At 47.4% G+C, this 24,699-nt stretch carries 23 protein-coding genes; 6 read left to right on the forward strand and 17 right to left on the reverse strand.

Features of this window, described 5'->3' with window-relative positions; translation table 11 throughout:
* Positions 1-24: 24 nt before the first annotated feature.
* The 7 genes from HC752_RS20260 to HC752_RS20290 all read right to left on the reverse strand — a co-directional run bounded on the left by HC752_RS20260 (position 25) and on the right by HC752_RS20290 (position 7,316).
* The gene (locus tag HC752_RS20260; protein ID WP_190337016.1) at positions 25-726 is read right to left on the reverse strand and encodes an aspartate/glutamate racemase family protein; all 702 of its coding nucleotides are present in this window, start codon (positions 724-726) and stop codon (positions 25-27) included.
* An 11-nt stretch (positions 727-737) separates the two neighbouring features.
* Complete coding sequence (locus tag HC752_RS20265) at positions 738-2,018, reverse strand: TRAP transporter large permease (RefSeq protein WP_190337017.1); 1,281 nt, start codon at positions 2,016-2,018, stop codon at positions 738-740.
* 41 nt (positions 2,019-2,059) lie between these two features.
* Positions 2,060-2,566, reverse strand: a complete 507-nt coding sequence (locus HC752_RS20270) for a TRAP transporter small permease (RefSeq protein ID WP_190337018.1) — start codon at positions 2,564-2,566, stop codon at positions 2,060-2,062.
* Positions 2,567-2,623: 57 nt separating this feature from the next.
* Positions 2,624-3,607, reverse strand: coding sequence for a TRAP transporter substrate-binding protein (locus HC752_RS20275; protein ID WP_190337019.1), 984 nt, complete (start codon positions 3,605-3,607; stop codon positions 2,624-2,626).
* 37 nt (positions 3,608-3,644) lie between these two features.
* On the reverse strand, positions 3,645-4,850 hold the full coding sequence (locus tag HC752_RS20280) for a DegT/DnrJ/EryC1/StrS family aminotransferase (protein ID WP_190337020.1): 1,206 nt from the start codon (positions 4,848-4,850) through the stop codon (positions 3,645-3,647).
* A gap of 72 nt (positions 4,851-4,922) precedes the next feature.
* Positions 4,923-6,239 carry a histidinol dehydrogenase gene (hisD, locus tag HC752_RS20285; protein ID WP_190337021.1) on the reverse strand — a complete coding sequence of 439 codons (1,317 nt, stop codon included), beginning with the start codon at positions 6,237-6,239 and terminating at the stop codon, positions 4,923-4,925.
* A 66-nt stretch (positions 6,240-6,305) separates the two neighbouring features.
* Positions 6,306-7,316, reverse strand: a complete 1,011-nt coding sequence (locus HC752_RS20290; protein ID WP_190337022.1) for a D-cysteine desulfhydrase — start codon at positions 7,314-7,316, stop codon at positions 6,306-6,308.
* A gap of 153 nt (positions 7,317-7,469) precedes the next feature.
* On the opposite strand from HC752_RS20290, the gene HC752_RS20295 reads away from it, so the two are divergent.
* From HC752_RS20295 to HC752_RS20315, 5 genes are all read left to right on the forward strand, one after another.
* Positions 7,470-8,381 carry a LysR family transcriptional regulator gene (locus HC752_RS20295; protein WP_190337023.1) on the forward strand — a complete coding sequence of 304 codons (912 nt, stop codon included), beginning with the start codon at positions 7,470-7,472 and terminating at the stop codon, positions 8,379-8,381.
* Positions 8,382-8,424: 43 nt separating this feature from the next.
* Positions 8,425-8,577 (forward strand): hypothetical protein, encoded by a 153-nt coding sequence (locus tag HC752_RS20300; protein WP_190337024.1) that lies wholly within the window; start codon positions 8,425-8,427, stop codon positions 8,575-8,577.
* Between the two features lie 842 nt (positions 8,578-9,419).
* Entirely contained in the window at positions 9,420-9,794 is a 375-nt protein-coding gene (locus tag HC752_RS20305; protein ID WP_190337025.1) for a hypothetical protein, read from the forward strand.
* 403 nt (positions 9,795-10,197) lie between these two features.
* Positions 10,198-10,479: a hypothetical protein gene (locus HC752_RS20310; protein WP_190337026.1), complete on the forward strand. Its 282-nt coding sequence runs from the start codon at positions 10,198-10,200 to the stop codon at positions 10,477-10,479.
* Positions 10,480-10,774: 295 nt separating this feature from the next.
* On the forward strand, positions 10,775-11,542 hold the full coding sequence (locus tag HC752_RS20315) for an NUDIX domain-containing protein (RefSeq protein WP_190337027.1): 768 nt from the start codon (positions 10,775-10,777) through the stop codon (positions 11,540-11,542).
* Between the two features lie 99 nt (positions 11,543-11,641).
* Here HC752_RS20315 and HC752_RS20320 read toward each other — a convergent pair whose 3' ends face one another.
* Positions 11,642-12,124: an NUDIX domain-containing protein gene (locus HC752_RS20320; RefSeq protein ID WP_190337028.1), complete on the reverse strand. Its 483-nt coding sequence runs from the start codon at positions 12,122-12,124 to the stop codon at positions 11,642-11,644.
* Positions 12,124-13,050 carry a histone deacetylase family protein gene (locus HC752_RS20325; protein WP_190337029.1) on the reverse strand — a complete coding sequence of 309 codons (927 nt, stop codon included), beginning with the start codon at positions 13,048-13,050 and terminating at the stop codon, positions 12,124-12,126. The genes HC752_RS20320 and HC752_RS20325 overlap by 1 nt, the downstream gene beginning before the upstream one ends.
* A 354-nt stretch (positions 13,051-13,404) precedes the next feature.
* Between HC752_RS20325 and HC752_RS20330 the strand changes: the two genes are divergently transcribed.
* Positions 13,405-14,136 (forward strand): SDR family oxidoreductase, encoded by a 732-nt coding sequence (locus HC752_RS20330; protein ID WP_190337030.1) that lies wholly within the window; start codon positions 13,405-13,407, stop codon positions 14,134-14,136.
* A 19-nt stretch (positions 14,137-14,155) separates the two neighbouring features.
* Here the strand turns inward: HC752_RS20330 and HC752_RS20335 are convergent, their stop codons facing one another.
* The 8 genes from HC752_RS20335 to HC752_RS20370 form a co-directional block, all read right to left on the reverse strand.
* Positions 14,156-15,055 (reverse strand): LysR family transcriptional regulator, encoded by a 900-nt coding sequence (locus tag HC752_RS20335; protein WP_190337031.1) that lies wholly within the window; start codon positions 15,053-15,055, stop codon positions 14,156-14,158.
* Positions 15,042-16,286, reverse strand: a complete 1,245-nt coding sequence (locus HC752_RS20340; protein WP_190337032.1) for a M20 aminoacylase family protein — start codon at positions 16,284-16,286, stop codon at positions 15,042-15,044. Before HC752_RS20340 ends, HC752_RS20335 begins: the two co-directional genes overlap by 14 nt.
* On the reverse strand, positions 16,283-17,182 hold the full coding sequence (locus HC752_RS20345) for a VOC family protein (RefSeq protein WP_190337033.1): 900 nt from the start codon (positions 17,180-17,182) through the stop codon (positions 16,283-16,285). Before HC752_RS20345 ends, HC752_RS20340 begins: the two co-directional genes overlap by 4 nt.
* A complete protein-coding gene (locus HC752_RS20350) occupies positions 17,182-17,946 on the reverse strand; it encodes a serine O-acetyltransferase (RefSeq protein WP_190337034.1) in 765 nt (254 codons plus the stop codon). The genes HC752_RS20345 and HC752_RS20350 overlap by 1 nt, the downstream gene beginning before the upstream one ends.
* 31 nt (positions 17,947-17,977) lie before the next feature.
* A complete protein-coding gene (locus HC752_RS20355) occupies positions 17,978-19,516 on the reverse strand; it encodes an aldehyde dehydrogenase family protein (protein ID WP_190337035.1) in 1,539 nt (512 codons plus the stop codon).
* A complete protein-coding gene (locus HC752_RS20360; protein ID WP_238930576.1) occupies positions 19,513-20,445 on the reverse strand; it encodes an NAD(P)-dependent oxidoreductase in 933 nt (310 codons plus the stop codon). The genes HC752_RS20355 and HC752_RS20360 overlap by 4 nt, the downstream gene beginning before the upstream one ends.
* 244 nt (positions 20,446-20,689) lie before the next feature.
* Positions 20,690-21,823 (reverse strand): peptide-methionine (R)-S-oxide reductase MsrB, encoded by a 1,134-nt coding sequence (gene msrB / locus HC752_RS20365; RefSeq protein ID WP_190337036.1) that lies wholly within the window; start codon positions 21,821-21,823, stop codon positions 20,690-20,692.
* A 783-nt stretch (positions 21,824-22,606) separates the two neighbouring features.
* Positions 22,607-24,586, reverse strand: coding sequence for a DNA topoisomerase III (locus tag HC752_RS20370; protein ID WP_190337037.1), 1,980 nt, complete (start codon positions 24,584-24,586; stop codon positions 22,607-22,609).
* Positions 24,587-24,699: the final 113 nt, after the last annotated feature.

Here is a 24,699-nt window from a genome sequence, read left to right on the forward strand (position 1 = left end):
TGCTGGGTCGGGTTACCTTGTCAATTATCCTTTGACTCGCGTGACAATGTGTTGCGCCAACAATTCAGATGCGTCGTAAACTGGCAGTGACGATTGCAAGCTTTCCGAAATCACTGACAACTCAGTACACGCAATCACCAAGCAGCCTACGCCTTGCGCTTTTAACTGTTCTGCCGCCTGTGAAAAGTGCGCCAGATCGTGCTCGTCATACGCTTTGGCTTTCACTTTTTTGATCAAATCCATCAACTGGTTTTGCAAAACTTCTTGCGGGAAGACAGGTGTTAACTCACGCTTCTCAAATACAGGCTGATAAAGCTCGGTTTTGATCAACGCCGTCGAGGCCAACATACCGACTTGGTGAATATCTGAGTGTTGCTGCCGAAGGGTGCCGGCGACTAATTCCGGTAAATTTACCACAGGAATCGATACCGCTTGCTGCGCATCAGAATAATACCAGTGCGCAGTATTGCAAGGCATAACCAGAAAGTCTGCCCCTGCCGACTCCAACCTTTTCGCCATGTCGGCGATCACTGGAGCTGGGCTTTCCCCAGTGCCTTCGATGATGGCTTTAATTCGAGAAGGCACTTTGGGGTTATTGTCGACGATCATGTGGATATGGTCGATGTCATCGCTTGCAGGCGTCAAGGCTATCACTCTATGCATTAAGTCGACCGTGGCTTCTGGTCCCATTCCACCGATGATGCCTACAACAAGTTCACGCTTCATTCCAGAACTCCTTAATATCCAATCAAGCTGGGTAGCCACATAACGGTTTCAGGTATGTACGCCATAAGTAACACGATACCAATTTCCACCAGCACAAACGGAATGGCTTTCACCGATATTTCTTCTATCGAAACCTTAGCAATACTGGAACTGATGAACATGTTCTCCCCAAGTGGCGGGGTCGAAAACCCAATCTCACAGCAACACACTAATACCACCCCAAAGTGAATGGGGTGCACACCCAAACTCACCATCACTGGCAGAAGTACGGGCGTCACGATCATGATGGTTGCCAGTGTTTCCATGAACATGCCCACGAAGATAAGGAAAACAATCACAATCAGCCAGATCAGCGCTAAGTTGTCGGTCAGAGCCAGTAAGCCATCAGCGATCACAGCAGGGGTATCGTTTTCCACCAGAATACGACCAAACGCGGTTGCCGTGAACATAATGATCAGTACACGCCCAGTAAGCCATGTGGTTGAGTTGAGTGATTCTTTGATTCCCGGAATAGAAAGCTCTCGGTAGATAAAAATGCCCACAAATAGCGTATAAAAGACCGAAACAACCGCGGCCTCGGTTGGCGTAAACAAGCCTGAATAGATTCCCCCCAGAATCACAACCGGCGCTAACATCGCCCAAATACCATCTCTTAACGCTTTGCGCAGCGATCCTTTGGCCCTATTCTCGCCAGCGGAATAGCCTTTCTTTTTACTGATCAGATAATTGGTCAGCATAAGACCAAAAGCCAGTAAGATGCCGGGAATGACGCCTGCTATGAAAAGCTGAGTGATCGACTCGCTCGCGGTCACGCCATAAATTACCATTGGGATACTCGGGGGAATTACCACGCCCAAGCCACCAGAAGAGGCGGTTAACGCAGCGGAATACCCTTTGTTGTAACCTTTGTCGACTAAAGCAGGAATCATCAACATACCAACAGCCGCCGTGGTGGCAGGTCCAGAGCCGGATATTGCGCCAAAAAACATACTGGCCAAGATAGCGGAAAATCCCAGCCCACCCGCCATATTGCCGGCCAGTAATTCGGCAATATTGACCAATCGACGAGAGATACCAGAGGCTTGCATTAACGCCCCCGACAAAATAAACGCTGGCAACGCCATGATGGGGAAAGAATCCACGGCTGCCCAAGCCGTTTGAACCAGAGAAATGAAATCGTCGCCCGTAGCGATGTACACTGCCATTGCCGAAGCACCTAGCGCAACCACGATGGGGGCTCCAATCACAAGGAAGAAGAAAAACATACTGAATAAGACAAACGGTGCCGTCATAATCAAATTCCTTTGAGAAAATTCACGATCAGCATGCGAACTTAAACGCTCTGCACATCGTCCACGTCTTTAAACTCGACCCCCTTCACCAGCTTCAGGTAATTCACCTGAATGATCCGAACAATGGTGAGAGAAAATGAAATAGGGAAAATAAAATAGAGAAACGCCATCGACCACCCTAAAGCTGGCGACTTAAACGGAAATTCCATCAAACTTTGAATCACTTCGATGCTTTTAAAAATCATTAACGCGTTAAACAACACCCAAAACACATCGCCAATACATTCGATGGCTTTTCTGATTGTGGCTGGCAGCATTTTCAAGTGGAATGTCACACGGTTATGTGCCGACAAGCGTGCCGCGTAGGAAGATCCCAAAAATACGAACCACACAAAGGCAAAACGGGATAACTCTTCGCTCCAAGGAATGCCGTAGTTGAACACTACCCTCATAACAACCTGAACAAACAACAACGTAATGAACAAGCAGAGTAAAAACTGGCACACGTAATTCTCTAGCTTATCCAGCACTTTTAAACGCTCTAACATAAGCCCTCCTTAGGTTCTGAGACAATAAGGGGCAGCCTACGCTGCCCCAGTATCGTCTTATTGCATTTTGCGGATCACATCATCAAAGCTGGCTTTGCCACCGATGGATTCGTAAAACGCAGGCCATACTTTGTCTTTCGCTATTTGAATCCACTGGTCTTCATCTTGAAGGGTCGACACTTCTACGCCATTGGCGATCATGTTTTGCTTGGCTTTCTCGGCCTCGGTCATCTGGAAAACCAGTGCGTACTGCTGCGCTTCCAACCCTGCGCGAGTCAGAATGGCTTGATGCTCTGGGCTTAACTTATCGAAGGTGCGCTTACCCATCAGCATGGGTTGCAAAGAATATTGATGGTGCACTTCCGTTAAGTACTTTTGCACCTCGTAGAACTTCATGGTGTTGTTCACGATGTACGGGTTGTCTTGCCCATCCACCACTTTTTGTTGCAGCGCAGTGAAAGTTTCGGTCCACGCCATGGCAATAGGGTTCGCACCCCACGCTTCCCAAGACGCCAGCATGATGGAATTTTGAGGTACGCGAATCTTCATGCCTTTCACGTCTGCCAAGCTCTTCACTGGACGTTTCGAGTTAGTGAGATGACGGAAGTTAGAATACGTCCAGCCAAGAATGTTCACCGCGGCTTCTTGGTTGGCGAGTTCATTCCAATATACCCCCAGCTCACCCGTGGTGACTTTTACCGCATCGGCTGAATTAGTGATCAGATAAGGCATGGTGAGCGCACCCAGTTTCTGAGAAAACGGCGTGACGTTCCCAATGCCCACTAACGCCATATCCAAGGTGCCAAGGCGCGTATTTTGCACCATTTCTGTTTCGCTACCCAACGCCCCATTGGGATACAGTTTGACTTTGATTTCGCCGTCTGAATACCCTTCCACTAATTGCTTAAATCGTGTCGCGTATGCCCCTTGATCCGAGTTAATCGGGTCACCCATTCCAACCTTCATGGTTTTTGCACTGGCCATCATTGGCAGCAAAAGACACGACAATGCGAGAAACGTTGTCATTCGCTTGAATTTCATTTCCTTTTCCTCTTAGTTTGTTGTGGTTAACGACCCATCAGCACGCTCGCTGATTCATGTCCTCCCAAACATAACGAATGATTTCCGCTATCTGGGTACAGTCGCTTTCGTCAAAAGTCAGCGGGATACGCATATCCAGCATGGTGGCTAATACGCGATCGGTATTAGGCAATTCTGCAGATGTGTCTAGGTAAGCCCAGCTTTGATATTGGCTGGTGTAGCCTTTCGGTTTGGCGTCACCAAACCACTTAAGTACGACACCAAGCGCTTCACAGCGAACGACAAATTCGCGAATGAAGTCGGCCGATTGGTTAACAAGATTGAATTGAATGGAACTGCCCACAAAGGCTTCTTGAGGCGGACGACGGGGAAAGCGCATACCTTCAATATCACAAAGCGCGTCTTCCAGCAGAGCATAACGCCGATTCCATTGGGCACATTGCTCGTCTATATCTTGCAGTTGCGGACGAAGAATGGCAGCCCTGAGGTTATCCATTCTTCCACTGAAATTTGGTGTGGCAGTGTCGATCCCCTCAAACGCTTCCGCTCTCGGCGCTGCGAGGTGGCGCTCGTAAAGCATGTAAGAACCTGAATAGATGATCGCTTTGGCCATAACGGTTTCATCGTCGGTGGTCAGAAGCCCGCCTTCTCCTGAATTCAGGTGCTTGTAGGTTTGGGTACTATAACAAGCTACTTTGCCAAACCGACCACTGTGCACTCCGTCCCACTTCGCGCCCATGGTGTGGGCGCAATCTTCAATTACGGTGACATGGTTCGCTTCACAGATAGTCATCAGTTTGTTCATGTCTGCCAAGTGACCACGCATGTGTGACAACATCAGGAACTTCACGTCTTCCTGTTGCGCTTTTTGGGCTAAGTCGTCCAAATCGATGGTGTAATCGTCGGTCGTCTCGACCAACACGGGTACACCTCCTGCATTGGTGATTGCCCCTGGAACCGGTGCCAGAGTGAACGCGTTACACAACACTTTGTCGCCCAATTTCAACCCTACACTGAGCAACGCAATATGCAGTGCATACCCGCCCGATGCACAACTTAAGCAAAAACGACTGCCGACATAATGGGCGAACTCCAACTCCAATAGCTCGGTTTCCGTGGGCTCTCCCCCCACATCGCTGTTGTATCGGTGTAGACGACCAGAGCGCAACACCTTTTCGGCGCACTGTATGGCTTTTTCCGGAATCGCTTCTTGTTGAGTGAACGACTTCTCGAATTTTTGCATATTGGCTTTGCTCCTTGTTTCGTCTTACCATTTCCAGCCCATAAGTCCTCCCTTGGGCTGGGGATGGACTGGTTAATCGTAGCGCTGCTGGCGATACACCTCGAAATCCCACTCCTCATCAGAAAAGTATTTGTTTAGCCGCCAATCACAGGCTCGTGCGTGCCCTTCCATGCCTTCGGTGCGCGAAATACGCGACCCTGCGGCACTGAATTTAAGGTTGGCTTCTTCGCTGATCTGCTGAACGGTCAAAATCTTCATGAATTTTTGAACATTCAAGCCACCACTGTAGCGTGCGGCTTTTTTGGTCGGAAGAATGTGGTTGGTACCTGAGCACTTGTCGCCATGAGTCACGGTGCTGCCTTCCCCAAGGAACAAAGAACCGTAGTTGCTTAAGTTGGCTTTCCACCAGTCTAAGTCTTCGGCCATGACTTGAAGGTGTTCGCATGCCCACTCATCACTGACCTCTGCGGTTTCTTCTCGTGTATCACAAAGGATCACCACGCCGTGATCTCGCCATGCCGCTTCACACACATCAGCGTTTGGCATGTCAGCGATCACTCTCGGCATAATGTCCAACACTTGAAGCCCGAGCGCTTCGCTTGTGGTGAACAACCATACTGGAGAATTCGGACCGTGTTCCGCTTGCGAGACCAAGTCCACAGCTATCGTCATGGGATCGGCAGTGTGATCCGCAATGATGGCGGATTCAGTCGGCCCTGCGAATACATCGATGCCCACTTCGCCAAACAACATACGTTTGGCTTCTGCAACATAGGCGTTCCCGGGACCGACGAGAATGTCGGCAGGTCTGCCTGTAAACAGCCCTAATGCCATCGACGCTATAGCATGTACGCCACCCATTTCCAGAATCACATCCGCACCCGCGACGTCCATCGCATACACAATAGCGGGGGCGACGCTGCCTCCGCGTGGCGGCGAGCAAGCAACAACCTTAGCTACCCCTGCGGCTTTTGCGGTAGCCACACTCATTAAAGCCGAAGCGGCGTGGGCGTAACGTCCACCAGGGACGTAGCAACCAGCGCAGTTTACTGGGATAACCTTTTGGCTCAGTGTGACCCCTTCTTCCGTCTCGATATCGAACGATTGCAGACTGTCGCGCTGGGCTTGAGCAAAACGTTTTATCTGCCTGTGAGCAAAATCGATGTCGTCTTTGACCCGCTGAGGTACTTCGGCAATCAGTCGGGCTCTCTTTTCTGCCGACATAACAAAAGTGCCTCCCTGCCAACCATCAAACTGTTTGGCATACTCCACCACAGCAGATTCACCTTCGCGGCGAATACGCTCTAACATCTCTTTTACTACCTGCTGAATGCGCTCGTCTTCCTTTACCACTTCGTTTTCGGCAGCCGCCCGCTTTAAATATTTCATTGGCTGTTCTCACTCTTCTTCTTAGCGTCAAAGTTAGGGGGCATTTCACTCGCCCTTGCGTTCCGGTTACACGTAGGAAGGCAGCTCAAAAGCGTCGCGATACCCTGCCAGTGCTTGAGCCCCACCAGTGTGAAGAAAGACAACGTTTTCTCCTTTTTTGAAATGCCCTTTTCGAATGAAATCGATAAGACCAGCCGCACCTTTGCCGGAATACACAGGGTCGAGCAAAATACCTTCGTATTTGGAGAACAAATCAATCGCTTCGAGCGTGCTTTTCGCAGGAATCCCGTAACCGTCACCAACGTAATCGCAGTTCGCAACGACATCGCTACGCTTAACAGCACCAGGAATGCCCAGCTTTTCACAGGTTTTTCCGGCGAGTGCGAAAACGTTATTTTCTTGTTGCTCTTTAGGAACACGAACGCCAAAACCAAGCAGTGGGATTTGAGCGTTCGAGCCAACAAGGCCCGTCACCAAACCCGCTTGCGTCCCCGCAGAACCGGTTGCGTGTACAAGGTGATCAATCTTCAACCCCATATTGTTGGCTTGTGAAACCAATTCCAAAGCGCAATTTACGTAGCCCAGTGCACCAATGGCGTTCGAACCGCCACCGGGAATGATGTAAGGCTTCTTACCTTGCGCTCTGAGCTGTTCAGCGAGATCTAACATGGCTTGATTCATGTCTGTGCCTGCTGGATATTTGGTAAGAGACGCGCCAAATAGCTGGTCTAACATGACGTTTCCATTGTGCACGTAGTCGAGGTCTTCTGAGCCCGTTCTGTCTTCAAGCAGCAAGTAACATTCCATTGCACATTTCGCTGCAATCGCTGCGGTTTGACGAGCGTGGTTTGATTGGGTCGCCCCTTGCGTAATAATGGTGTTGGCGCCTTGTTCAATCGCGTCTGCCATTAAGAATTCCAGCTTCCTTGTCTTATTACCGCCACCCGCTAAGCCCGTACAATCATCTCGCTTGATCCACAGGTTCGGTCCGTCTAAGAGTTCAGACAAACGTTCCATAGGCTCGAGAGGCGTCGAAAGATGTGCAAACCTAAGACGTGGGAAACGAGCTAAATGCATAATGATTCTCCTTGAACTTAAAACAAAAAAATAACACCCTGATAACAACCACATCATGCTCATGCCGTTGTATTTTTGGCTAATACATTATTGTTTGAGTAAGCGGTTACTTTTCGGCATAGCGCTAGAGAATGCGCACTAAGGTGTTAAAAAATGGAATTAAAATGGTTGAAAGACTTTATTGCTCTTTATGAAAACGGGAGTTTTTCAAAGGCAGCAGAAGCGCGATTTGTGACACAGCCTGCGTTTAGTCGGCGTATTCGCTCGCTGGAAAACTGGTTAGGTGTGGCTTTAGTCAATCGAGACAAAATGCCCATTTCCTTGACTCCGGTGGGAGAGAAATTTGTTGGGGATGCCAAACGACTTTCAGACGACATCTATCAAATCCGTGACCAACTTAATCGGCAGAAAACCGACAACTCAATTACCTTTTTGGCACAACATTCCCCTGCGGTGTCTTTTTTCCCTGGGTGGGTAAAAACCATTAACCCATTATTCGGAGGGGCATTGGTTAAACTGATTCCAGGTAATTTGTACGACTTAAATGAAAGCTTCTTGGCAGGTAATGGGGATTTTTTGCTGACTTTTTCTTCCAATTTGGACGACACGATTCAACATCATCGGAACATTCAGTGCATTCAAGTCGGTACTGATAAACTGCTTCCCGTGACAAGTTGCTGCTCATCGGGCAAGCCAGATCACCAGCTCAAGAAAGACCAAACATTCGACATACTGACCTACCCAGAAGAGGCATTCCTCGGGGCATTGGTCAAGCATTCGGCACTGAGCAAAATCCCGAAACAATACCCTTATCGGGTTGTGTGTGAAAACTCGATGTCTGAAGGACTTAAAGCCATGGCAATACACGGATATGGTGTCACATGGCTGCCAGAAAGCTTGATAATTGAAGAGCTGGGATCGAACAAACTGATTGCTCTCACTCCTGATTTAGCGACTGTAGATCTAAGAATATTGTTGTACCGAAACCGCCACGATGCCAAGCCTGCAGCTGAGCGATTTTGGCAAGATCTCTGTGAACTGTACGGAGCAAACTTAACAACTTAAACCCTAAAACACATAAACAAACGGGCAGGCGCTTTTAGAAAAAATGAGGCATTTAACTATGGCGTATCGAGAGCGCCAACATGGTCATGACATCAAAAGTAGTATTTGGAAAGAATTTGGTGGCGGTAACAAAGCCGCCCGAGAAAAAGGCTTAAAGCCGTACCGAGCCACGTTAGAAAGAGAAACAAAAAAGTGACTGGAAAAATACCAAGATGTAAAAACCGTTAAGCAATTGCAGTCCCATTTAAAAGAGCGGGTTACTTCATCTCGCTTTGAACAACACCTTTTTGAAAATGGATCCCTCCAAGTTATTTGCTTTTGAGGATGACTGGTTTTAGTTCACCTTCTTCAAGTGTCCTTGCAGATAAGTTGAGACGCATGAATGCATACAGCGGATGATGTTTAAGCTATCGACGCTAAAAGGCTTTTGTCCAGAACCTTCAGACTGGCACTTCTAACTCAGAAGTACCCCATTCCTTCTCTAAATCATTTCCCTATACAAAAAGCCGCCCTTCTATCCGCATTAGGTAATATAATTCAAGATTTTCATCTCTAAAATTAGACTGTATAAGATTCAACTTATATCCTACACGTGTAAACCAAGGGACTCGAAGGTTTCTAGGACCTCGTTTATTTATTAGAAGGACCTGTAAGTTGTCCCGATAGAATACTCAAGCAGGCATATAGCTTTCCATGCTAAAATAGAAGTATATATTTAATGGTGAAGGGACTTTAATCTCGTTTAGTAAAAAATCAACATCCGGACTTTAAATTCAGGTATAATATAATAGACAGTCTTAAACTCATTTCTTCTTCAAACTCCATTCACTCATCTATTAATCAGTATCACTTCTGACTGCTTTCGCACATCTTAAGCATTAGAAACAATAATAAGGAGGTACACGATGTAGTTTTTCATAGGCGTATTGCGGTTTTTAACTGCCAAAAAATATAACATCAAGAAACTTTTAACAACACAACAGTATCTTTTTTCTACCATGGTTGTGGAAAGAGTACTATTGAAAAAAGAGGAATGAAATGAAAGATAATGATTTTGTGTTAGATCGATTCCATTTTCAAACTGAGAAAGGTCCAGTACCAGCAGAACTACAAACCGACAATGGTGCAGAACCATTTTATGTAAACATTGAGCTTTCAGATGCAATTAGGGCTGCGCATGAGCTAACGAGCATTAATAAATCTACCAAAGATAAGTTTACTGAAGTTATTTCTGAGCACTGGGGTAAAATCCTGGAATATGCAAACGAAAGATTAGCAGGACAAGATTTTAGTGATAATGCTGTACTTGAAGCAATGGTCAAAGGTTTTGGTTTTTATGTGGAGAACCAAGAGTTATGTGATATTTTCATAGCTACAATTAGATTGCTGATGATTGGATTAACAAAACAATGAGTGGGAAGTTATTTGGCTGCCTTAGTAGCCAATGCTCTCCTACAAAAAAGTCGTCTACTTAGCGTACCCAAACTAAAGTTATCCGAAGTAGACACCGAGTGCGTAACTACCAATTCACTTTTGTCTTTAAGTGTCTGAGGACGAGGGCTATTTTTGATTATTCAGAGCTAACCACTATTAATAGTAATCATCTGCATTTAGTGTGTATTAATGTCATAATTAAAATATGATCTAATTCTAGCTTATATTTTCATATTCAAACTACCCTCGTCACTACTCTTACATCTTCTCAGAAATTATTCTTTTTCAATAAGGAGGTGTTTTTATTTCTAAATAAAATATTAAATTATTTAAAAAGTGTTTTAACTAAATTAACTGATTATCAATAATTATAAGGGAAAGTATGTTAAGTAAGCAAAGTCAGAACTATTTAGATGATGCTAATAATCGAATTAAGAAGCGTCAAGGTAAGATAAACATCATTACTACTCATTCAATTCCAGAAATGTACGAGCTTGTATTTTTAAGTGGAGCGCCTAGCAGCACTATTAATGCCAAAGAACTTCAGGGGAAAAACACTGAGGGAAGTATCGTTCATCTAAATGGTTCTAGTTACAAGGTAATAAAACGTCTATTCATATCTAGAAAGGTTCTAGAACTACATCTAGATAATGTATTACCGTAATAAAGCAAAAGTTCTAATATAGATATTTGCTAAAGTGACGTATCTTGATGCGGACAGGCGAGTTTGGCCAGCCACATTTAGGCTGGTCGTTCGGTTGCAATACCAAAAGTAGCCGGAAAAGCTAGAATGATTAAAGTATCGTAACTCGGAATTGTCCAAAAATGAGTTATCAAAGCCTAGGAAAGAAAAGCCGCTAACCCAGCGGCTTTTTCCCCCTCCCCCCTAGGATTTCTCCCCCGTTTCAGGCACTTTAGAGTTATATCAATAATAACGTCTGACTCAATAAGGAAACTCTGTGGACTTCGAGCTCGATAACTTCAATGGCATCATTCTTTCTGCCGAAACGGTTCCTCATAGCAATGCTGCGTTCGCCAGTGAGCTGCGCGAGGTGGTTGGCTATGCTGAAAGCAACCGCAAAAACCTGATTTGGTTAACCTTACCCATAGAGCAATCTCACCTTATTTCAGAAGCCACGGCGCTGGGCTTTACCTTTCACAACTGTGAAGAACACGCCATCACCCTGATTCACAAGCCTAAGCCCGATACCTTCGTGCCCTTTATTCCTACCCACACCGTAGGTGCAGGGGCGCTGATTCAAAACGACCAGCAAGAGATTTTGCTGATCAAAGAACATGGCATGAAAGGTTATAAACTGCCCGGCGGGCATGTGGAACTGGGGGAACCCATTGGTGAATCGGTGGTGCGAGAAGTGTGGGAAGAAACGGGGGTAACGGCAGAATTTGAGTCCATTTTGGGCATCACCACCAAGCACCCGTTTCAGTTTGGTAAGTCCAATATGTACATTGTCTGCAAACTGACGGCGACGGATGAAACCATTAACATTCAGGATGTCGATGAAATTGCCGAGGCGAAATGGGTTTCGGTGAATGAGTTTTTGCAAGATGAAGCCAGCGACTCGTTTAACCGCCAAATGGTGGGTGCCCTGCTCAATCAAGACGGGTTGGCGTTGGTCGGGGTAGAAGGCAACACCGGAAGGCATAAAAAGCAGGAGATTTTCTTTGCTCGCTCAAACATCGCAGAGCAAAAGCTGCCAAAAACATAACATGGATGCGGCGATGGTGAACCGAGCCTTGGCCTGACGAAATGTTAGCTTTCAATATTTGCTCTTTCAAACGAGACTGTCTTAGAAAGAATAGTGAGCTCACAGCCAATTCTTAGATTCGTTTTCCCCTTGTACATAACTGCCAAGGTGAGCGCTGAAGCGTTGGTTTAAGGCATCTTCAATCAGCGTGTTTTTCAATTCGGCTGGGTACACTCTTAGGTTTTTGATGGTCTCTAGCCTTACCCACTCCACATCTTGAATGTATTCCTGATCGTTAAGACCGAGCAGGTTTTCCTTGCTGGGCTCCCCTTTATAACTGTCTATCAAATAAAAAAACTCGGCGTGGTAACGTGGCGGGTGTCGCTCTTGAAACTCTCTTACGCAGAGTAAATTGCCCACTTCGACGTGCAAATTGGTTTCTTCCAGAAACTCGCGCCGCAGGGTGTCTTTGGTGGAGGCGTCGCCCGCTTCCATTCCGCCCCCCGGTGGGATCCAATACACCCCCGTATGGTCTTTCACTTTCACCATCAGAATTTTTTCATCTTCGATAAGGATGCCAGCCGCACGAATTCTATGTTCCATCAATCGTCCTTAAATACATCAATGGCGGCTTGAATCAGCTGCCTGTGAATAGGTACCAAGTCCTGATGCTCGGTTCGGTATCCGCCGCCCACGACGGAAGCTATGGGAATACCGGCATTTTTCGCTATAGAAAACATAAAGTGATCACGTTGGTAGATGCCTTCTGTGCTCACTTGAAAATAGCCTAGTTCATCATCGGCGTGAATATCCACCCCCGCGTCATAAATGATCAGATCCGGTTGATGAAGGTTGACCGCCATCTCGACCACTGGCTTAAAACTGGAAAGAAACTCGTCATCGCCAATCTCACGCGCTAGTGGCACATCCATATCCGATGCTGGCTTTCTGGCTGGGAAGTTTTTATCACAATGGAACGACAAAGTGATGATGTCGTCCCGATCATCGCACATCGTTGCCGTACCATCACCATGATGGACATCGGCATCCACAATTAAGACTTTATCTATGCTCTCATGCTTCAGCGCTTCATGCGCCGCCAAAACCAAATCGTTGATCAAACAAAACCCACTGCCAAACTCTTTGTGCGCATGATGGTATCCCCCACTCAAATGCAGCGCGATGCCATGTTCAATCGCTTGCTTTGCCGTTTCTACCGTGCCGCCCGCCGAGGTTAAGGTTCGGGTGATCAGTGCCTCGCTCCACGGAAACCCGATGCGCCGCATTTTCACTGCGGGCATCTCGCCGGAAAACAGCAACCGAATGTACGTTTCATCGTGCACCGCCACTACTTGTTCTATTGTCAGCGCGCGGGGTTCCACAAACGCTAACCCTTCACGCCATTGTGCATCCCGTTCCTGCGTTTGAACCACATTTTCGTACAACTTTCGGTACTTGGTGATCGGGTATCGGTGTTTCGGTGGCAGAGAGAGCTCTGAGTAGATCGGGTGGTAAATAACCGGAATCATGGATAAATCGTTGTAAAGATGTTTGGAAGAAGTATATACCCAAGCCCGTTGACTATTCTAGATTCGGTGCGCCAGCAAACGCATCATAGGGCATTCCATCACATTCCACATTCCACATTCCACATTCCACATTCCACACTCATTAGATAATGATTATCATTTACATGCAATAAAGGTTCCACTATCGTATACGGCTTGTTTCTTTCAGCAGAATGGATATGAACAAAAATCTAATGCTTATCTCAGGCACACTCTTTGGTGCGTTCGCTGCCCTCGTTTTATTCGCTTTGATTTGCTTTAGCAGTTGGCTTGCCGTTACTCTTCTTATTTCGTGAACAACGTTAGGATAAACCCATGCCACATGTCGTGATTACTGGCGCTAACCGAGGTATCGGGCTGGCACTGGTCAAACATTACTTACTTCAAAACTGGTCTGTTACGGCGACTTACCGTAACGCAAACCGTTCCGCTGAACTTATCGAGCTTGCTCAAAATGAAACGGCTCTGACTGCGGTTGAACTTGATGTCACCGATTACCCTGCCGTGAATCAATTTGCCCAACGCTTATTTTCCCAAAGCTCATCTACCCAGAATTCATTTGCCCAAAGCTTGGGAAGCGTGGATTTATTGATCAACAATGCGGGTTACTACGGGCCTAAAGGGTATGGGTTTGGCAATACCGATGTGGAAGAGTGGAGAAAGGTGTTCGAAATCAATAGCATTGCACCACTCAAGTTGGTAGAAGCGTTCTTTGAGAACCTCAATTCCGGTCAGGGAAAAACCGTGGTATGCATTTCGTCTAAAGTGGGCAGCATGGCTGAAAATACGTCCGGCGGCGGGTATGTGTATCGTTCATCCAAGGCGGCGGTGAACTCGGTGGTGAAAAGCCTGCATAACGACCTTCATTCTTATGGGCTCCGCGTGGTGGCTCTTCATCCGGGTTGGGTGCAAACGGAAATGGGTGGCCCGAATGCACTCATTACGACGGAAGAATCCGCAAAGGGGTTGTACGACGTTATCGAGTCTATTGATGCTGAAAAAAGTGGTGGGTTCTACGACTACCAAGGCAATACCATTCCTTGGTGATTTCCCCTAGCTCGGTTGATTACCCAAGCCAGCGCTTTAAGTGTTGAACCAACTTTTGTGGTCCTTCGGAAAGCTGACGACCCAGCCGGGTAATTAAGTGCACCTCACCTTGTTGTAAGATGGGGTGCGCAATGGGGATCGCCACTAACTGACCGTCCACCACTTCCCTAGCCACCACAAATTCTGGCAATAAGGTTACGCCCATCCCAGAGCGCACGAAATGCTTAAGCACCGCAATGGAATCGGTGGTTAACTTGGGGTGAAGCCGAATTCGTTGCTGAAACTCCGCCATACCTATTAACTGACGTACCCCATAATCCACATCTTGCAGCCCTAATGGGTACTCAAGCAACGATTCTATGGTGACGGGGGGCTTCACCGACGCCAGCGGATGATCGGGTGGAACAATCGCACAAATCGGTTTCAGCACAATGCTTTGTGAACGTGTATTGGGGTGTTTACTGGGGTGAAATAACAGCCCTATGTGCACCTCATCTTGCTCGACTTTGCGAATCACCTCGTTCGATCCGCCTGTGCTGATGGAAAAGGTCAACTCGGGATATTGAGTTTGAAATTTGGGTAACGGCCCCGACATCAAGTCGCCAATGAACCCCTCCCCCACGGCTAACGTGATGTGACCACTTTGCAATCCATGAAGCGACTCCAAACCGGTGAGGCACGCTTCTTGGTTGGATATGGATTCGCGGTAATATTTTAAAACAATGTCCCCCGCATCGGTGGTGGCGACGCCTTTTCGGTGGCGTTCTATCAACACACAACCAAGCTCTTCTTCCAGCATCGAGATCTGGCGGCTCACGGCAGAGGGGGCGACATTGAGCTTGTCTGCCGCCGCGCGAATTGTCCCTAACATCACGGCTTCATAAAAATACGCCACGCGTTTTTCATTAATCGGTTTCAAGCGATGAGTCCGGCGCTAACTGTGCGTATACAAGCTCCACCCAATAGCTTGCCCCAAGCGAAAGGATATCGTCATTAAAATCGTAATGAGGGTTATGAAGCTCACTCGATGTTTCACCCGCGCCGTTCCCCACCCAAACGTACGCGCCCGGTTTTTCGTTCAGCATGAAAGCAAAGTCTTCTGCGCCCATACTCGGGGCAAGGTTTCGCTCAACATTGCCTTCACCCACCAGTTTCGCCATGACTTTGGCGCATTCTTCTGCGTAGCTTGGCGTGTTAATGGTCGGCGGATACATTCGGCGGTAATCCACTTTCCCTGTTGCGCCATACGCTTCACAAATATGATGCACCTGAATTTTGATTCGTGACTCTAGCAGCGCTTGAACCTCGGAGGAAAACGCCCGACACGTACCCGACAACGTCACCGAATCGGGAATCACATTGTACGCATCGCCTCCTTGCATTTTGGTAATACTGACCACACCGGATTCAAGCGAGTTCAACGTGCGCCCGATGATGCTTTGAAGCGATGAAATTAGCTGCCCAGCAATCACCACGGGGTCCACGCCAAGGTGGGGCATGCCTGCATGGCAACCTTTGCCGGTGATTTTAATATCGAATAAATCCATGGAAGCCATAACAGCATTGCTGTGAACGGCAAACTTGCCTTTTTCTAACCCAGGCCAATTGTGCATGCCGTACACTGCATCAACAGGGAATTGTTCAAATAAACCTTGCTCGACCATGGCTCGACCGCCCGCTTCTCCTTCTTCCGCTGGCTGAAATATCAACACAACCGTGCCTGCAAAGTCTCGGTTTTCCGCTAGGTGCTTCGCGGCGCCCAATAACATGGCGGTGTGACCATCGTGACCACAAGCGTGCATTTTGCCTTTGTGCACGGAGCAATAATCAAAGTCATTCAGCTCGGTTAGATTTAACGCGTCCATGTCGGCTCTTAGGGCGATCGATTTTGAGCCATTTGCTTTTGAAGCGTTAGACGCTGTCGAACCCGTCGCTCCAGTTGAATCAGCCAGCTTTCCTTTGACCGTGGCAACAACGCCGGTACCCGCCAAACCGCGATGCACTTCAAGACCAAAGCTTTCTAACAATGCCGAGACTTTTTCTGATGTTCGGTGTTCTTCGTACGCGGTTTCAGGGTGAGCGTGTATATCGCGCCTCCAGACCTGCATTTCCAGTTGCAGCTCCTCTCCAATGGGCAGCTCTGACTTCATATTGACTTGACCTCTTCTGGGTAGATTTCAATAATGGTGTTGCCTGCATAATGAGCGGGGATTCTGACCCCACCATCTTCTGTTTGGACGTAATCTACTCCAGTTTTGTTCAAATGTTTTTTCGCTTTCTCCATGGAGGTGGTACTCACCCGTATCGCGACGCCAGTCGGAAGATCTTGCTCAGTAATGGGCAATTCGATACCAGAGAATCGTGAACGCGCAACCTCTGGCGACACCACTTCAAAGATCCCTCTGTCGGTTTGCACGGTTAAGTAACCCTCTTGCAAATCCGTGGCGGCTTGACCATAAATGCCACTGAATCGAGCTTCAAGAGTACTCGGATCTTGAGCAATGTACGTTACACAGGTAATGCCATTCGCGCCATTGGGGTGCTTCATCCAATCTTCTACCCACACCAGCTCGGGTTTGTGTTGGTGGCAGAAGAAATGAGAAATCGAGGGGGTTTGGGAGTTGATCAGCATGACGAGTGAGACAACCGCTTCTTCTTCCGTGCCATCGGGGCGATGCGCTACCCGCCGAAAATCGACAATGCCGTTGTTTTCAACGCCGCGTTCTTCCATCAGGCGGTGATCTTGCCGAGCATCTTCGCTGTGCAACGCAACTAAAGAGATCCCTTCTCGTCGTTCAATTGAATCGCTAATGAAACGACCAAACGCGAATCCGCGTTCATTTTTCATATCCAACGTGCTGCGATCGTAAATGCTGATGACTTCAATAAAGTTTTCAGGAAACATCAACAAATGGTTGTCCGTTCCCCAAGGGTGGTGATGCCTTGGGTTGATGAAAAAACCAAGCCGAGCAAAATCGTCACAGGCTTTGTCCATGTCTTTTACAGCAACCAGAGGGTGATCTATCCCTAAGTGATTGTTGCTCATTATCTTTTCCTTGCTGTTCCTATCGGCGTGGAGAAAGAGCTGGCTACCGTGGTATTGGGTTCAACGGGTTTCACCACAACCGCGCCGCCCGCCACTTTTGCGTTTTCACCCACTTCGATGTTCCCGAATATCACCGCACCCGCACCGATGAATGCGCCTTTTCGGATTTTAGGGTGTCTGTCGCCTTGCCCTTTACCTGTACCACCCAAGGTAACGCTTTGGAATATGGTTACGTCGTCTTCAACCACCGCCGTTTCACCGATGACGATACCAACGGCGTGATCAAGAAAAATACCACTGCCAATTTGTGCGGCTGGATGAATATCAATACCAAACACGCTGGCTACTTTCGCTTGAATATAGAGCGCCATAGGCTGCATGTTGTTATGCCAGCAGTAATGGGCAAAACGGTAGCACTGTAATGCTTGGTAGCCACCAAAATAGAGTAACGGTGTGGAGTGATCTTTAATGCTGGCGTTACTTTCCAATTGGCACAATAAATCTTGCATCGCTGACTTGGCAATGTCGCCAGAACGGAGCAATTGCTCACTTAAAAAGTCGTGCCATCTTTCTGCCCCGCTTTGCTCATCCTTGAGTTTTTCCGCCAATACCGAACAAAGCGCGTCGTTAAAGCTGCGTCTTTCAAGGATGTGTCTTTGATAAAAGCCCGCGAGCAATGGCATTTGCTGCATGACTTCGAACGCTTCTCCTTGAATGGATTGCCACAGGCGCGCTTTGTCTATTGTTCTTTGGTAATCGTACATTTGCTTACTCCTTTGCGAGAGTCTGTTGACCCTATTCCACCGAGTACCCGAATGCCATACTCGGTTCCTTTGCGGTTTCAACCCACACGCTTTTGGTTTGCGTGTATTCTTTTAATCCATCGTACCCGCTAGAGCGTCCATACCCGCTCTCTCCGAACCCACCAAATGGTGACATGACATGGATTGCCTTGTAGCTGTTGACCCAAAAGGTGCCAGCGTTAACCTGCGATGCCATGCGGTGTGCGAGACCCACGTCTTTTGTCCACACTGCCCCCGCTAAGCCAAACTTGCTGTCATTCGCGATGGCAACAGCCTGCTCTTCATCATCAAATGGAATAACAGAGACCACCGGACCAAATATCTCTTGCTGTGCGACGGACATATCATTGTTTACATTAGCTAAAATTGTCGGAGAATAAAAATATCCTTGCTCTCCACCTTCAATATTTGCGTGGTTGCCACCAGCGGCGACTTCCGCGCCGTCCGCTACCCCTGCCTGAACCAAGTGTTGAACATGGGTAAATTGGGGCAGATTGTTGATGGGACCAACCATGGTGCTTTCTTCCCACGGTAACCCTTGCGTGATTTTCTTTGTGGCAGATGCGAGCCTTTCCACAACCTGATCATAAATGCCTTTTTGCACCAACAAACGCGAGCCCGAAACACAGCTTTGCCCTGCTGCCGAAAATACCGCCGCTTGTGCCCCTATTACTGCGCGGTCGATGTCGGCATCGTTAAACACAATATTGGCAGACTTACCCCCAAGCTCTAATACGCAAGGAATCACTCGCTGCGCCGCGGCAGAAGCAATAATACTGCCCGTATTGGGTGACCCGACAAACACCACTTTCTTCGTCGCTTTGTGCGCAATCGCTGCTGCGCCTGTGGTTCGCCCTAACCCATTAATGACGTTCACTAACCCTTGGGGAATGCCCGCGCTTTCAATTAATTTGACCAAAACCGTGGTACTGAGTGGCGTAAGCTCGCTCGGCTTTATTAACACAGCATTGCCTGCGCATATCGCTGGGGCGATCTGCCAGCCGCCCGTAAAGATGGGGGCATTCCAAGGAGTAATTTGGGTCACTACGCCGTAAGGTTCATGACGCGTATAGTTTAAATGGCTGGTCGGAACCGGAATTACGTCGCCTGTTAGCTTGTCGCACCAACCTGCGTAATACTCAAACATTTCAGCCACTTTCGCCACTTCAACACGACAATCTCGAATCGGTTTTCCTGCTGAAATCGATTCTAACCAAGCCAGATCATCCGCCGATTCTCGGATAACATCGCCGCACTTCCACATGGCACGTGCCCTTTCTGGCGCGGTTATCCCCCACCAGATTTTTTGCGCCGCAACCGCGGCTTCGGCGGCTTGATTAACCAGCGATTCTCCTGCGTCTTTATAGCTAAGAAAACGCCCTGCTGTGGCTGGGTTGGTTAAAAAAAGTGCTTCGCCATCACCTTCAACTAGACGCCCATCTACCCAACTTCCAAACGAGGTTGAGCCTAAAAGCGTGTTCAACAAGGATTCAACTTGCTGTTTGCCGTGGTTTTCGACAGTCACTTTCATGAGTTTGCCTCCTTGCGCACGTAATCGACAATGCGATTAAAGTCCTCATAACCTGAAATGGTGTCTGCGCTGTCCGACCAAACTTGAGTGACCTCTTCCGACACGGAAAGCGAGAGCCCGCACTCTTCCATCAACTGTTTTGCCAACCCCAGATCTTTTCGCATCAGCTGAGTGGTAAAACCTGAATCAAAGCGTTCATTCAGAATCCATCTAGGGAAATTCACCTCACTGATCGCACTTCGACCAGAGCCTGCGTTGAGCCCATCAATCAGAAGTTCCGGATCCAAACCCGCTTTGATACCCAAGGTAATGGCTTCCGCCGTGGTCACCAAATGCGCGGCACACAGCAGATTATTCACAAGCTTGGCAACATGCCCGCTCCCCGACTTTCCAAGGTGCACCGTTTTTGCGCTCAACGCATCTAGAAATGGCGTGGCTCTTGTTAGCGCTTCTGGCTCACCGCCCACCAAAATCACCATGGTTCCCGCAGACGCGCCTGCCGCACCGCCACTGAGTGGGCAGTCCAGCATTTGGTGTCCGAGTCGGTTAAGTTTGTCGGCCAAGCCGCGGGTTACATCGGGCTCCGATGTGGTGGTGTCCATAATTAATGTGTTGGGTTTGGCGTGTTCAATAATGCCGCCTTCTCCTTCGATCACGGATTGCACGTGTTTTGCGGTCGGTAAGGAAAGCAGGATGTTATCGACAACATGGCAAAGGGATGCGGTATCCGGTACCACACGCACACCCAGTACTTTGGCGGCTTCTTGTTGCTCTACTGAAGGATCCAGACCATACACCGTAAACCCTTCACGCAACAGCGTCATCGCCATGCCATGCCCCATACTGCCTAACCCGACAATACCGATGGCTTGCTGTGTATTTGTAGGTTGCTCTTTCGTTTGCTGCTCTTCCATATCTTCACATTCCATTCGCACTCAATAGAGTCATAGTAGACAAAGATCAGAAAGTGAAGAATGACAACAAAGAGACTTTATTGTTCTAATTTTGGCAACACAGACTGTGTGGATCTGGAAGGCGGATTTTGAAGGTAAATGAGGACCAGATAAAAAATAAGAGGCGTCGTTAGCGCCTCTTTGGGATTGGGGTCTCAAGACCTTAGGTATGTTGGTCTTAGTTATGTAGTTCTTAGCTTTAGAGAAAACTCAGTGCTGTTTACGCCTCAAATAAATACAAGTAGTCGCCGTAACCTTGGCTGTCCATTTGCTCCACAGGAACAAACTTCATCGCTGCTGAGTTCATGCAGTAACGCAGACCGGTTGGCTTGGGCCCATCTGTAAACACATGACCGAGATGAGAGTCGCCAAACTTACTGCGAATCTCGGTTCTTGGAAACACCAATTTAAAATCGGTTTTCTCAACCACATAGCTCGTGCTAATGGGCTTGGTAAAACTTGGCCAGCCCGTACCCGATTTGTATTTATCTGTGGACGAAAACAGCGGCTCACCAGTGACTATATCGACATAAATTCCCGCTTCTTTGTTGTCCCAGTACTTGTTGTTGAATGGCCGTTCTGTGCCGTCTTCTTGCGTCACATAATATTGAAGATCTGTGAGTTTTGCTTTGATTTCCTTATCCGAAGGTTTCTCATACACCTTGGCTGAGGGGGTATTTTTCGCGTCTATCAATTGGCGCAACGTTTTCGGATTCTCTTTACGATCATCACCAAACACTTCATCTAAGTACTGATCGCGACCAGAAGCGAAGCGGTAGTAGTTGTATTTCAGGCTACTCTTTTTGTAGTAATCTTGATGGTAGGCTTCTGCTGGATAAAACGTGTCAAACTTGATCAATTCGGTTTTCAACGGTTTCGGGAAAATCATCGCCTTATCAATTTCCATCATAAATTGCTCGGCAATCTGTTTTTGCTCCGCATTGTGATAGAACACAGCGGGACGGTAATGTGCACCGCGATCAACGAATGACCCTTTGTTGTCTGTCGGGTCGATATGGCGGAAAAAGTGGTCCAGCACTTCTTCATAGCTAACCACATTAGAATCAAACGTCACGCTTATCACTTCGATATGACCCGTTCCGCCAGAAGCAACTTGGCGATAGGTAGGGTTTTCTAGCTCCCCTCCAGAATATCCAGACACCACATCCAGTACGCCTGGCAGTTTTTCTAAATCAGATTCGGTACACCAAAAGCACCCACCGGCGAGCGTTGTTATTTCTGATTTACCCGATCCAGCTTTGTTTTCCATTGTATCTGCTGTTCCAGTTTGACTAAGTAAGATGAACAGCACAGGGACCGAGATTCCCACTAATAATTTCGAGACTCTATTCATAATTTCCTTAACGTCATTTTTATCAATGGAGTTACATAAGAAGACAGGCGTGGTCACAAAAAAGTTACAGCGATAATGGAAATTTCTTTGCCTTCATCATATGCAGTTACTCAAAGCAAAGAGTCAAATCGGGGATAACCCTTCACGTAGAGTCCGTTCAGGATATAAAATTCGATCCGCTTCGCATTAAAGGAAATAATAAATACATCAATGAGTTTCTTGCTTGATACCCTCTGATGAGAAAATTCGTTCAACGACTTAAATGACTCTAGATAAGTTTGGTTTGGGGAAGTGATATGAAACAATTATTCGCTTATGTTGGGCTGATGCTTTTTAGTTTTCTAACCAATTTTTTAATCTATACCCATTCTTTTAATGTTCAGGCGACACCCTTTCTTCATGAAGAACGACGCGTCGAAAGTGCAGTGCTGATGTTTCAAACTACGCTTCCGGCTTACTTTTTGTCTTCTCTGCTTCTGACATTTTTGTTTTTCTTGGTTGCTAGAAAAATGAAATAGACCAGTTTCGGAACAGCTCAAAATTAATGAGAAAATCTCAGGCAGTTTATGTCGTACCCTTTCTAAAACTCTACGTCGCAGTATTAAATCGAAAGAAAACATGGAACGTTACCACTTTCCTTTAAAAGCAATATTATGCATTTTCTATGTGCTCGTATTGCATCTTATGAAATATCACATTCCAAATAGAGCGTATATTTCCAGAAAGTACGGTTTTAGAGAATGTAGATGTTCTCACGACAAGTACTATCTACCCGTTTTGGGGCTAACTCTTTTTTGCAACGGCTCCGCGCTTTCTTGTTGTCCCTGATTTTTTCGCTGTGCTTTTGCCTGTGCTGCGGCGCTTTTTGTAGGCTGGTCGCTCTACTTTGGGTAAATGCCTGAGCGATTCTGGAACAGGGCCAAGTTTTACTGTTTCCATTAAACCCGTAATTTTGGATTCCAATGCTTGCATAAAAGGTTGGTAGGCTTGGTTGCGCTCTGCCATACCTTGAAGTTGATGTTCCCAATTGGCGGTCATGTCTGGGTAGGTGGACTCGTTCGGCAGAGCATGGATCAATCCTCTACCGGCCGGAGAACTTACAATAGATTTGCCTTGGCGAGTAAGCAATTGGCGCTTGAATAGAGTGTCTAGAATGCCAGCTCGTGTGGCTTCTGTGCCTAAGCCATCGGTTTCACGTAGGATTTTCTTGAGCTCTTTGTCTTGCACAAATCGCGCAATCCCTGTCATGGCTTGAAGCAATGTGGCTTCAGTAAAATGCTTCGGCGGTTCGGTTTTTCTGTCTTTGATTTCACCTTCACGGCAAGTGAGTACCGTTCCTTCTGGTAATGGAGGAACGGTATCGACCCCGTCTTCTTTCTCTGCGTTGTCTTTCCCCATCAGTATTTTCCATCCGGGATCAATCAACTGCTTACCAGACGCAACAAATGTTCCTCCAGCGATATCAAAGATCAGCTTGGCTTCTGCAAAGACGGCTGGTGGATAGAATTGCATCAGGTATTGTCGGGCGATCTGTTGGTAAATCTTCATTTCATTGCCAGAAAGCCCGTTCACCGATGCCTTTTTAGGCGTGGGAATGATCGCGTGGTGGGCATCGACTTTACTGTCGTTCCACGCTTTTGACTTACGAGACAAGTCTGCACCTTGAACTGCCTGAGTGAGCTCTTTAGCGTTGTTAGCAATGGCGTCGGTTACCACCCCAGCTTGTGCAAAGTGTTCCACCGGTAAATAGCGGCTATCTGAACGTGGGTAGGTAATCAGTTTGTGTTTTTCATACAGCGATTGGCAAACATTCAGCACATCTTGCGCACTCATGCCAAAACGTTTTGCGGCATCAATTTGCAATGCGGAAAGAGAATACGGGAGCGGCGCGGCTTGCTTGGTTTGTTTTTGCTCCGATTTCGTGACCGTAGCGGGCTGGTTAGCGATACGTGAGGCGACGTTCTCTACCAGTTTTCGGTTGAGTACTCTGCCTTCTTCATCTTGCCAAGGCTTGCAGGCTTCGCTCGGTTTCCAGCGAGCACGAATATCAAAACTGCCATTTTGATCTTGATAGGGGATCAGTGCGTGTAAGGTAAAGTAATCTCTCGGTACAAAGTGTTCGATTTCTTCGTCACGGCGAACCACCAAACCCAATACCGGGGTTTGTACTCTGCCAACCGACAACACGCCTTGATAGCCCGCTTTTTGACCAAGCAAGGTATACGCCCGAGACATGTTCATGCCATACAACCAGTCGGCACGGGAACGAGCGAGCGCCGATACAGAAAGAGGAATGAAATCGCGGTTACTACGAAGCTGAGAAAGTGCACGCTTTACAGCAGGCAAGTTTAAATCGCTGATCAGCAATCGTTCCATAGCCTCTTTTTTACCCTTGGGGACTTTGCAGTAATCAATCACTTCATCCACCAGCAGTTGCCCTTCCCGATCTGGGTCGCCAGCATGAACGATATGACTGTTTTCTTTTAAGAGTTTACGGATGACGGTGAGCTGTTTGCTGGCAGATTGTCGAGGGCGAAGCTGCCATTGCTGCGGAACAATGGGCAGATCATTCATGTTCCATTTTTTGTATCGCTCGTCATAGGCATCGGGTTCCACTTGCTCAAGCAAGTGACCGATACACCAAGTGACGATGTCACCATTCCCACAACGAATAAAGCCATTTTCGTTTTTTTGAGGCTTGGGTAGAGCGGCGGCAATCGCGCGACCTAAGCTGGGTTTTTCGGCAATGATGAGTCGAGACATAAATACACGTGAAAAGATTCAGATAATACAAAAGCCACATTATCTAATGTGGCTTTCAGAATGCAAGAAAAACTGTTTTTTTATACAGTTAATTTGTATTACTACAGAAAATA

Source organism: Vibrio sp. S9_S30, from assembly GCF_014694455.1.
Classification (GTDB): Bacteria; Pseudomonadota; Gammaproteobacteria; order Enterobacterales; family Vibrionaceae; genus Vibrio.